Source organism: Novipirellula sp. (genome assembly GCF_041583735.1).
In the GTDB taxonomy this organism is placed as follows: domain Bacteria; phylum Planctomycetota; class Planctomycetia; order Pirellulales; family Pirellulaceae; genus Novipirellula.
This window is the reverse complement of the sequence record NZ_JBFHFD010000307.1, coordinates 1-9,689: the sequence shown is the minus strand read 5'-3', so window position 1 is coordinate 9,689 and position 9,689 is coordinate 1. Positions and strand designations below refer to the sequence as shown.

The following is a 9,689-nucleotide window of genomic DNA, read 5'->3' as shown; positions in this document are numbered from 1 at the left end:
GTGCGTGGCAATAGGTTGAAGTTTTGAAAGACGAAGCCGACGTGACGGTTGCGAAAGACCGCCAACTCGCTACCGGACAGACTGGATACATCGAGATCGGCGAACTTGTAGATGCCCGCCGTGGTGCGATCCAAGCTGCCGAGCAGATTCATCAGCGTGGTCTTGCCCGACCCTGACGTGCCCATTAGCGCAACGTACTCACCCGCTTCGATATCAAGCGTGATGCCTTTGAGCACCGGCAACGGAACGTCACCGACTTGGTACGTCTTGCAAATATCGCCTAGCTCGATCAAGCGTGCGGCTCCGGGTAGGGTTGTTACGAGTCGTGGATCTTGCCAAAGACCCTTCGAGAGGAATTGAGGAATGAGGAGTCTTTGCCACGGGATCTCTAGCGAGATCCACGACGAGGAACGTTAACGCAGTGTTTTTGCGGTTGGAATGATTCGGGCTAGCGTGGTGCGTTTCACTTCACCGACCACGACCGGCAACGCTTCTTCGAATCCTTCGCCGACGACCTCGGTTTGCACTCCGTCATCGATACCAACTCGAACAGGCAGAGGACGCACTTTTCCGTTTTCGCTTGGCACCCACACATAGGCAGACTCGCCCTCGGTTGGACCATTTGGATCCTCGCTCGACACGATTGAGTCTGTGGCGACGGCTTGTTCCATTTGTTCCGCACCGGGCCACCACTGCAGCGCCCCGGTGGGTACCAACCAGGCTTGATTTCGCCGGATGATTTCAAATTCAACATCCGCGGTCATGTGCGGCATCAGTTCGACATCGGGAGGATCAATCGCGACGATCACGTCGTAGGTTACAAAGTTGCCATGCATGCGAGCATTGAGCAGAATCTCTTCGACACGTCCGGTCATCTCATGATCGCGATAGGCGTCGACGGAAAAGGTCGCCGGTTGTCCCAACCGAACTTTGCCAATATCACTTTCACTGACCGACGCACGGATCCTCATTTGGTCGAGGTCTTTGGCCAGTAGAAACAGACCTGGATGACCAATATTGACGTACTGACCAAGATTGGCTCGTCGATCGATCACCACGCCGTCAATCGGCGAGCGTACGGTCGTTTTCGACAAGCTGATTTGGGCATGGTTCACTTCGGCGGCAACTTGATCAAGCTTGGCTTGCCCCACCGCCAACTGCGCCGCTGCCATTTCATTGGCCGTCACGATCTCGTCATAGTCGCTTTGTGCATTCGTGTCACGAAGTCGATCCGCGCGTTCGAGCGTTCGGCGAGCCTGCTCGAGTTGAGCCTGCAAACGAGCGATGTCCGCTTGGGCGAGACGATAGGCCGCTTTGGCTTTCTGTAATGCGATTTCGTATTGTTGTGGATCGAGTTCAAACAGCACGGTGCCTTTTTTGACCCGCGATCCCACGCCGATCGATTTCTCGGGGTTGCCGGCATCGGTTCCGAACTGCACGATTTTCCCGGCGACATCGGGTCCCACTTGCACCACTTCTTCCGGTTCGATCGTCCCCGTCGTGCCCACCGTAATCACGAGGTCGCGTCGCTGGACATTCACCGTTCGCAATTCAGGCAGCTGGTCGCTTACGCTTATCCACCGCCAAGCGACCAACCCAACCAGCACACATCCGGTCACCAAGAATCCGACGACGAGGCGAAGTAAGAACGATTTTTTTCTTGCGGGTTGACTCACGCTGCGATCCTTTGGGTTCGTTCTCGGTCGACTTGACCATCGACCAGCTTGACGACGCGATCAGCCGCAAAGAAGTAGCGATCATCGTGGGTAATCGCCACCACGGCTCGGCCATTTCGGGTCAATTCAGGAACAATCTCGCGGTAAAAGATCTCTTTGAACGTGGGATCCTGTTCGGCCGCCCACTCGTCAAACACGAACACGGGTCGCTGATCCAAACATGCGACCAGCATCGCCAGCCGTTTGTGTTGGCCACGAGAAAGCTTGTTCGTTTGCAACATGCCGGTTTCCAAATCCACCTTGTCTTCGATCCCCAACAGCCGCGTCCAATGTCGCAGCAGCATTGGATTCGGATCGATCCCCATCAATCGATCAAACAAGTGGCCTTCGACAAAGACAGAGGAAAAGAGTTGGCGGTAGTCGCCCATCGCGGATTCATCAATGACTTGATTGTCCACCAGGATATCGCCGGAATGGGGTGGATACAGTCCGGTCAAAATTTTGGCGAGCGTCGTTTTGCCGCTACCGTTGCCGCCGACAATGAACAGGACTTCGCCAGGCAAAACCTGCAGGTCAATCGGCCCTAGATGAAACCCTTCTTCATCATCGTTGGGTGAATGATAGGTATAGGAAACCGACTGCAGCGAGATCGACCGAAACCCCGTCTCGGTCGATGCAACCGGGGGCGCAAGTGCGGGGTCGATCATCAACCCCAGCGCATTGATCTTCTGTAATGAAATTGCTGCACGGTTCAGCGCCGGTAACCAACCGAGAATGCTGTCCAATGGACTTGTCAAATATAAAATCGTCAGCGTATAGCCCATCAGCGTTTCTGGCGTCACGGTCCACAGACGAGGCCATACGAAAAGTAGCAAACCGATCCCAATGAACAGCGAAAGCCGGCCCCAAGTGTGTGCTCCGCCAAGGATGTCGGTCCCCTTGATCAACCGTTCTCGCATCGATGTATCTGCTGGCAACAACACGTCGTAGATAAATTCGACACAGCGGCGATTGTTGGCTTTTAAGTCTTTGATGCCAAAGACCATCGCTTGCAGCTGCTTGCTGACTTCGTCGCGATCTTCGCGGGCTTGACGCAGATGATAATTCGCCCAATGCAGTCCCGTTAGATAGCTTGCAATCGCAAGCGATCCCATCAACACGGTGCAGATGGCAAGCGGAAACGAAAGACTCGCCAAATAGCCGATTCCGCTGATCAGCACCATCGCACTAGCACAAACCGAGGGAAAGTTTGAGAGCGCCCCGGTGATCGCTCCCACATCGCCTTGCAACATGCCGAGCAAACGATGAGGCCCCACTTGTTCCAGATCAGGCAAGGGTGCCGCCATGATCCGGTTGCACAATTCAAACTGCAATCGCGCGGCGGTGGACTGAGACAATCGCGTCAGAATGCACTTCGAGAGGACTTGCAGCACCAAGACCGAAACACAAGCGGCAATGAACAGCGTAGGCAGAACCGCGGACTGAATGTTTTGAGTACTAAACGACCGATGAATCAGCGTGATCAGCCCCAACGTGGCCAATCCGCTAGCGCCCCCCAGGACGATCGACGCCAAACTCGCTTTCCACGAAGAACGCAACATCAGGAAAAAGAGATTCATGGCGACTGATCCCTCGTGCGAGCAATGACGTTCATAGGTCTCGATAAAGGGTTCGGTTTTATGGGGCAGTAACGAAAACAGCGACGACAATCCGAAGGGGTGATGTAGCAAAGCCAACCGCAAATCCCAATAGCAATTGGCAAATGTGAGGCTAGGGGACATGGGAGGGCATGCAAAACCTTGTAAACTTGCAAAGCACTAGGAATCAGCGTCCGCCAATCTTTTCAGCCCAGCCAGCCAAGAATCTTGCTGGCGTCTGCTTTCGATTGGCCGCAAAACAAACACGATAGAATCGCCAAGTCGACTCTGAGTAACACAGGACCAGAAAACCTCATGATGATGCATCGAAATACCCACTCGCTACCTCGCTGGATTGCTATGCTCGCCTTGCTGGCCAGCGTTGCCCATTTGCCGTCCGCCGCGACGGCGGCGGATGCGTTTACGATTTTCATGATCGGCGACTCGACGATGGCCGACAAACCGCTGATCCCTGAAAATCCCGAGCGAGGCTGGGGACAATTGCTGACGCTCTATTTCAATCCCAATGTCACGATCGATAACCACGCCACGAATGGACGCAGTTCAAAGAGTTTTCGTAGCGAAGGACGCTGGGATGGGGTGCTGCAGCGGATTCAGCCGGGCGACTATGTGATCATTCAGTTCGGCCACAACGACGAAAAATCCGACCAGGCTCGCCACACCGATCCGTTCGGCAGCTACACCGAAAATCTACGGCGTTATGCGGAAGAAGCGAGTGAACTCGGTGCGATTCCCATTCTGGCGACGCCCGTCGTGCGACGAGTTTTCGACGACAAAGGGGTACTGCAACCTACCCATGGCGAGTATCCCGAAGCGGTTCGCAAGCTCGCCAACGAGATCGACGTGCCGCTGTTGGACATGACGCTTCGATCGCGTGAACTACTCGAGCAGCTTGGCAAGACGCGTTCGGAGCAACTGTTCATCTGGACGGTTCCAGGCGAATACAATCGCTTTCCCGAGGGCAACTCGGACAACACTCATTTCAATGCACTCGGCGCGACCCGGATGTGCGACTTGGCCGTCGCCGAAATCCAAGCCAAGGTCCCGGAGTTGGCGGCACATTTGAAGGGCAGCCGCTAATAGCATTTTTGCTTCCCTGTAGTGGACGATGCCCCGGGACTCGTGGCCTCGTCCACTACGATGATGGCAATTGTTTTGCGGTGATCTCGGCGAAGTGGAGTGCGAGACGTAGATTAGCTTGACTCCACAGCAGCGGCGTCGAGTCGTTTGCGACCCAGACGCCTGTATCCAAGTCCTCGATGTAGTACGCTTCGGGACATTTGTACGCGCCGAAGGGACTATCGAGCGAAGTCAGCTGCTGTAGCGAGCGATTCAGATAACGCAGCTGCAGCGCTAAGTCCTGCGGATCGCCGGACGCTTTGAATCGCTGGGCGTGAATGCATGAAATGATCGAGTCAAAGATGCACCACTGTGCCTCGGTTCCACGTCGCACCTGTAGATGGCTGCGTTTATCATCGGCGGACACGGCATCGGTGCGATCTTTTTCGTCAAACTGTTGCTTGTATCCCGGCGACCAAAAACTGTCATGCTTGTAGCGAGCAATGCCAATCGCTCCTTGCAACTGCGACGTCACCCGTGACAGGATCTCATCGGCCATGTCACCCTCGACGATCTCCAGCGGATAGATCAGAAACAGCAGGGCCGAGTCCACATCCCGCTGTTTGCCATTGTCCTGAATGCACTCGTTGGGCAGGATTTCGTGAAGTGCTGCGGTGCCTGGTTGAATAAGTTTCTCTAAGAAGCGGTGATCAATGCCGTGGTTGCACAGCGTTTCTTGCACTCCAGGAATCTCAGAGATCTCCTGGACTGCTTGTAGCGCAGCAACCACCACCCCGATGCTGGAAGCCTCGATCTTGGGCCATTCTTCCCAGTGGCCGCTGTCTTCATCTTGCCAGTACTCGATCCGCGAGAAAAAGTGGATCAGCAGGGCAAGTATTTCAAGTTGTCCCGACGTGGGTCTTAGCTTTCCGCTAGCGACAAGCTTGGCAAACAACCAAACGTAGTACCCGAGGGCATCGTTCTGCTTGTGGTTCCAGCCTGCACCCGATGGAGTGTCTGAATCGAGCTCCGAGAGGGTTTTCCCATCAAAGCGAACATGTGGACGATCGATTTCAAGTTGGTTGTCAGACGAAGGCTGCAAGCGATGGCGGTACTTTGCAAAGAAGCGGCACAACGCCTCGACTGTGCTAGCAGCGGCTGCGTCGTTGCCAATCACCAACATCTGATGCGCGATGTGAATATTGTCACGCACCCACACCAGCTGGTAGTTGGTGTATTCACGCTCGCTGCCCGCGACGCTTGCCGCCGGGTAGAGCCCGGTCTCCAAGACAGGCATCTGGAACGTGCCAGATTGGTCAAGCCGCTGCCGGATCACTTGCAGCTGACTGGCCATATTCGTAGCGTCCACCGATGGAATCGGATCTTGACGATTGCTTGACATCATGTCGTTGCCTTTGTTGCGTTGCTTCTACAGGGTATCCGAAAAGGGGGGCTGACCCTTTGGAAGCGAGTCGTTTTTGTTGAGTATTTTGCCTTGCGTGAGAGGATCAGCCCCTTTTCGGATACCCTTTTTTTGCTATTCCAGACGAAGTTCGTGGATGTCCAAGACTCCGGAACCTTTCGTCGGACGTTGCTCGAGTTCTTCAAAGCCACCGAGGCTGAGATTAACCGAGGCGATGACACTGAAGTCAGGTTTTAGCGGTCCCCGATCCACTGTGCCATCGGCATCAAATAACTTCCAATTGCTATGTTGCAGATCTACCCGTAGCGGACGACCGAACTCCGTAGATTCCACCGGCAGCACCAGCCGATTTTCTTTGCTTTGGTGCAACCTCCAGTGCTGCATATAGCCATTGACCAGTCGCAGTCCCACACCGATTCGTTCCAGTTCCGAGCCTTCTCCGATCCGCAAATCGAGATCTAAATAGCGGCCTTCATTCTGGCGTGCAAATTCGTCCTTGGGGCGGATGGAGAGATCGCAGCCATCACCGCCGTTATGCTCGAAGCGAACTCTCAGAAAACATGACTCCTTTTGACTAATCAGACGCGTGGGACTGGGAAGCAGTTCGGTAGTGATCCAGTTGTGCGGACGCGAATCGGCCCACAGAAACTGGACGGGTTCGGTATTGTGAGTGCCTCGAGGCAGTCAAAATCCTGAAAGACTTTATCGGAACTCAGCTGTGACTGAAGCCCGTAAGCATTTAGAAACACGGGCGTCGACTCGGGAAGCAAGCGTTTGTGAATCGCATTAAAGTCTTGACGCTCAGTGGTTGGAATACTGCAGAGCGTCCCCAGCGTTTGGTTCAATTCATTCAGTGTGGCAATCTTCCATCCATTCGCCCCCCGAATATCCTCCAGCAATTTCCAAAGTGCGGCTTCCTCTGTGATCAGCGGCGCGTGACGTCCTGCGAAAATGCCGCTCAATTCAGCCGGGCTGAGGTCTGCTAGTCGCAAACAATGAATCGATTTACCGGCTCCCCATCGGGCCGCATACTCGGCAATGCAATAGGTAGAATGCAGATAGATCGGCGATAGGATACTGATAAACACTGGAGCATCGCGAGCTTCTTGCATTAATCGCTCGTTAATCAAATCGCCCGAACGAAGCCCACTCGAGTGATCACTCGTCATCAAGATCGTCTGCGGACGCAGCTCAACGAACGCCGCAGCGAGAAAGTTTTTCAACGCTTTAGCTGCAGCTGCGTCATGATGGGAATGGCTAATAAAAACCAACTTGCTTTCCATCTCAACAGCTCCCCAACGAGGTAGAGATTTGATCGCGGACTCCACCCGTAAAGCTGGACCGCGCATCCTCTAATAGTACGCACGGAATTGGGGAAGTTCCACCAACAAATTTCTGTTGCAAGTGTGCAGCGACGCAAAATAGTGATCCCACGAATTAGCCACCAAAAGTCTTGACAGCGTTCGCTATAAGGCGACTAATTGGCAAAGGGATTGGCTTGGATACCGCTTGATACGGGGTCGGAAGATTTTGGAGGCGTGGGACGTTGACTCGAACAACCGCTTCTACATTGTTTCGACGCCGGTTGTGGGTAGGGGCTCGATTTTTCGTCGGTGAAAAATTGGTCGAACAAACCGTGAGACGAATCGCTCGCGGGCACAACACTTGGTAACTGTTGCGGCGGGTTCAATCCCATGTCGTCATCGCCCCCACTGGATTCATAGCCGTAGCCGATCCCCTGGCCACTGACTTGTTGAACCTCGAAACCATCCCAGTCGCTATCGATTCCGCTAGAGTCTTCTGAAAAAGCCTCCCCAGCGACATCGGATCGCGAGTTCGCAAATTCGTTTTTGAATTGTGCGAAATCGATATCACCGAAGTCACTTGTTGAACGGATGATCGTCACCCCCAGCAACAGAATCATGATCAATGCGATCATACCAATCCCACTGAAAATTCCACTGAGAAAATAGGCCGCGATTCCTCGCCCAATACTGCAATGCGTGATCGCAGAGATGACCAGCACGTAGGTGCCAATCGATGCGACGCCAGCGATCAATCCGGCGACGGGCTCGCCTGGCATCGCGAACATGATTGCTGCCGAGACAAACGAACCGGCCAGCGTCGCGGCGATCACGACCCCGATGGACTTCCAGAAACCAACGCTGCCTGCGCCCGAGACCGAGAGGGCAAACTTCATCGAATAGCCCACCACCAGAAACAGCCCCACCACCATCACCATCACGAGTAGTGAGATGGGAAGCATCGCCGAAGCAAACGCTTCCTGAGCCGATTGCAGGTTAGAGTCGTTCATGGTGTGTTTTATTTTCGAATGCAGAAAAATCGTTATGGCGTTTCCGTGGTCGCGTACGGGTAGCCGTGGGGTTGCTAGACACTTCCCCGTTGAAACATAGGTCATGATCGCCGTGGTGTCCGAAAAAACGATCCTGGGAAGATCCGAGATCGATCGATTTGTGCATGCCGATGCGTCCGGATGACAATCTGCGCACAACCGGATTTTTCCTGGAAAAAACCGACAAATTGTGCCGAAAACCGGTATAAAACATGGAAAGCCTTACCGTAGAAACAAAGGCTGCGAGTGGCCCACAGCGCATCATTGACGCTTGCTTCGACAACGATTGCCGTTTCGCAAACGTTGCGATGATTGCGGTGCAGGTTAAAATACAAATCGCTGCATGACGCGGCGGTCGCCCCCCCATTTCCCTCCAACGACCACCTTCCCGCTTCCGGAATTGCCGATCTCGATTTTTTCTAGCTGCTTCTTCGCATTGCAAATCTGTCTTGTCGCAGGTTGTATCGATTTGCGAAGCAACGTTGGGACGGATTTCACGATCCTCGATTGACGCCCCCCGGACAACCATCGTTCCTTTATCACGTGGAAAGATCCATCATGCTCAGCCGTCGAAAAATGCTCCAAGGATTGGCCGCCAGCACGGGGGCCGCATTTGGCGTCTCACTTACGCCGGAACGTCTTTTGGCATCGTCCACCACAACCACGACGCCGAAACGCATCGTCTTCTTTATGCAGAACCAGGGCTTCGATCCGAAGACCTGTATTCCCGCTGGGATGAAACACAGCGGCTCGCTGGCGAACGCCAAGCTTCCCGAGCCCATCAGCGCACTAGAACCCTACAAAGAACGGCTGCACATCATCAACGGTCTGCACGGTCTGCACACCAGTCCCTCGCATAGTGCTTTCTTTGGCGCGCTCGGCGGCTATCGTGGCAGCGACGGGGTACCGCCAAGTGCATCGACGATCGATTACGAATTGAGCAAGGCGTTGCCACAAACGCTGTTGCCTCACTTGTGTATCGGCATGGACTCGATCGAGAACATGAAATCCAAGCCGACGATTGCAACGCTGTCGGCCAGCGGTGCAGGTTCGCCGATCTTTATGCATTCCAATCCAAATCATCTTTATCAGATGCTCTATGGCGGCATCTCCTCGGGCGACATCCGGCTGCAACACGAAGCTCGGTCCAGTGTGCTGAGCCAAGTCGAAATGCTGGCCACCGCCAAGGGACAATCGCTCCCTGCGGAGGACGGCCGACGTTACGGCCAATACGTCCAGGGATTCAGGGATGTCAACGGATTGCGAGATCGCTTGGACACGGTTGCGGACCACTTGCGAAAATTTGCTCCGAAGGTTGACGAGCGATATGCGGCGCCGGAGTTCGAAACCGATTGGCATGACCGCTTGCTGGACCTGGGCATCTCGGCGCTGACCTCGGGCATCACCAATACGCTGACGATCGGTTCGGGTCGCGGCGAGATCTTTGGTGCATGGAAGGGATTGGGCATCGATCAACAGGGACACAACCTGGGGCACATGGAACAGCCCGACAATCCAAT

At 54.4% G+C, this 9,689-nt stretch carries 9 protein-coding genes; 2 read left to right on the top strand and 7 right to left on the bottom strand.

Features of this window, described 5'->3' with window-relative positions; genetic code table 11:
* The 3 genes from ABX962_RS20635 to ABX962_RS20625 all read right to left on the bottom strand — a co-directional run.
* The coding region (locus ABX962_RS20635) for an ATP-binding cassette domain-containing protein (RefSeq protein ID WP_372721905.1) at window positions 1-293 on the bottom strand (293 nt) is incomplete at its 3' end.
* A 120-nt stretch (window positions 294-413) separates the two neighbouring features.
* Window positions 414-1,622 carry an efflux RND transporter periplasmic adaptor subunit gene (locus tag ABX962_RS20630; protein WP_372721906.1) on the bottom strand — a complete coding sequence of 403 codons (1,209 nt, stop codon included), beginning with the start codon at window positions 1,620-1,622 and terminating at the stop codon, window positions 414-416.
* A 50-nt stretch (window positions 1,623-1,672) separates the two neighbouring features.
* A complete protein-coding gene (locus tag ABX962_RS20625; protein WP_372721904.1) occupies window positions 1,673-3,295 on the bottom strand; it encodes a cyclic peptide export ABC transporter in 1,623 nt (540 codons plus the stop codon).
* Window positions 3,296-3,628: 333 nt separating this feature from the next.
* Here ABX962_RS20625 and ABX962_RS20620 point away from each other — a divergent pair, with 333 nt between their 5' ends.
* A complete protein-coding gene (locus tag ABX962_RS20620) occupies window positions 3,629-4,414 on the top strand; it encodes a rhamnogalacturonan acetylesterase (protein ID WP_372721903.1) in 786 nt (261 codons plus the stop codon).
* 55 nt (window positions 4,415-4,469) lie between these two features.
* Here the strand turns inward: ABX962_RS20620 and ABX962_RS20615 are convergent, their stop codons facing one another.
* From ABX962_RS20615 to ABX962_RS20600, 4 genes are all read right to left on the bottom strand, one after another.
* Window positions 4,470-5,798: a glycoside hydrolase family 15 protein gene (locus ABX962_RS20615; RefSeq protein ID WP_372721902.1), complete on the bottom strand. Its 1,329-nt coding sequence runs from the start codon at window positions 5,796-5,798 to the stop codon at window positions 4,470-4,472.
* 132 nt (window positions 5,799-5,930) lie between these two features.
* Window positions 5,931-6,227, bottom strand: a complete 297-nt coding sequence (locus ABX962_RS20610; RefSeq protein WP_372721901.1) for a hypothetical protein — start codon at window positions 6,225-6,227, stop codon at window positions 5,931-5,933.
* Between the two features lie 167 nt (window positions 6,228-6,394).
* A complete protein-coding gene (locus ABX962_RS20605; protein WP_372721900.1) occupies window positions 6,395-7,099 on the bottom strand; it encodes a toll/interleukin-1 receptor domain-containing protein in 705 nt (234 codons plus the stop codon).
* 194 nt (window positions 7,100-7,293) lie between these two features.
* Complete coding sequence (locus ABX962_RS20600) at window positions 7,294-8,130, bottom strand: hypothetical protein (RefSeq protein ID WP_372721899.1); 837 nt, start codon at window positions 8,128-8,130, stop codon at window positions 7,294-7,296.
* A 597-nt stretch (window positions 8,131-8,727) separates the two neighbouring features.
* Here ABX962_RS20600 and ABX962_RS20595 point away from each other — a divergent pair.
* A partial coding sequence (locus tag ABX962_RS20595) for a DUF1552 domain-containing protein (protein ID WP_372721898.1) occupies window positions 8,728-9,689 on the top strand: 962 nt, incomplete at its 3' end.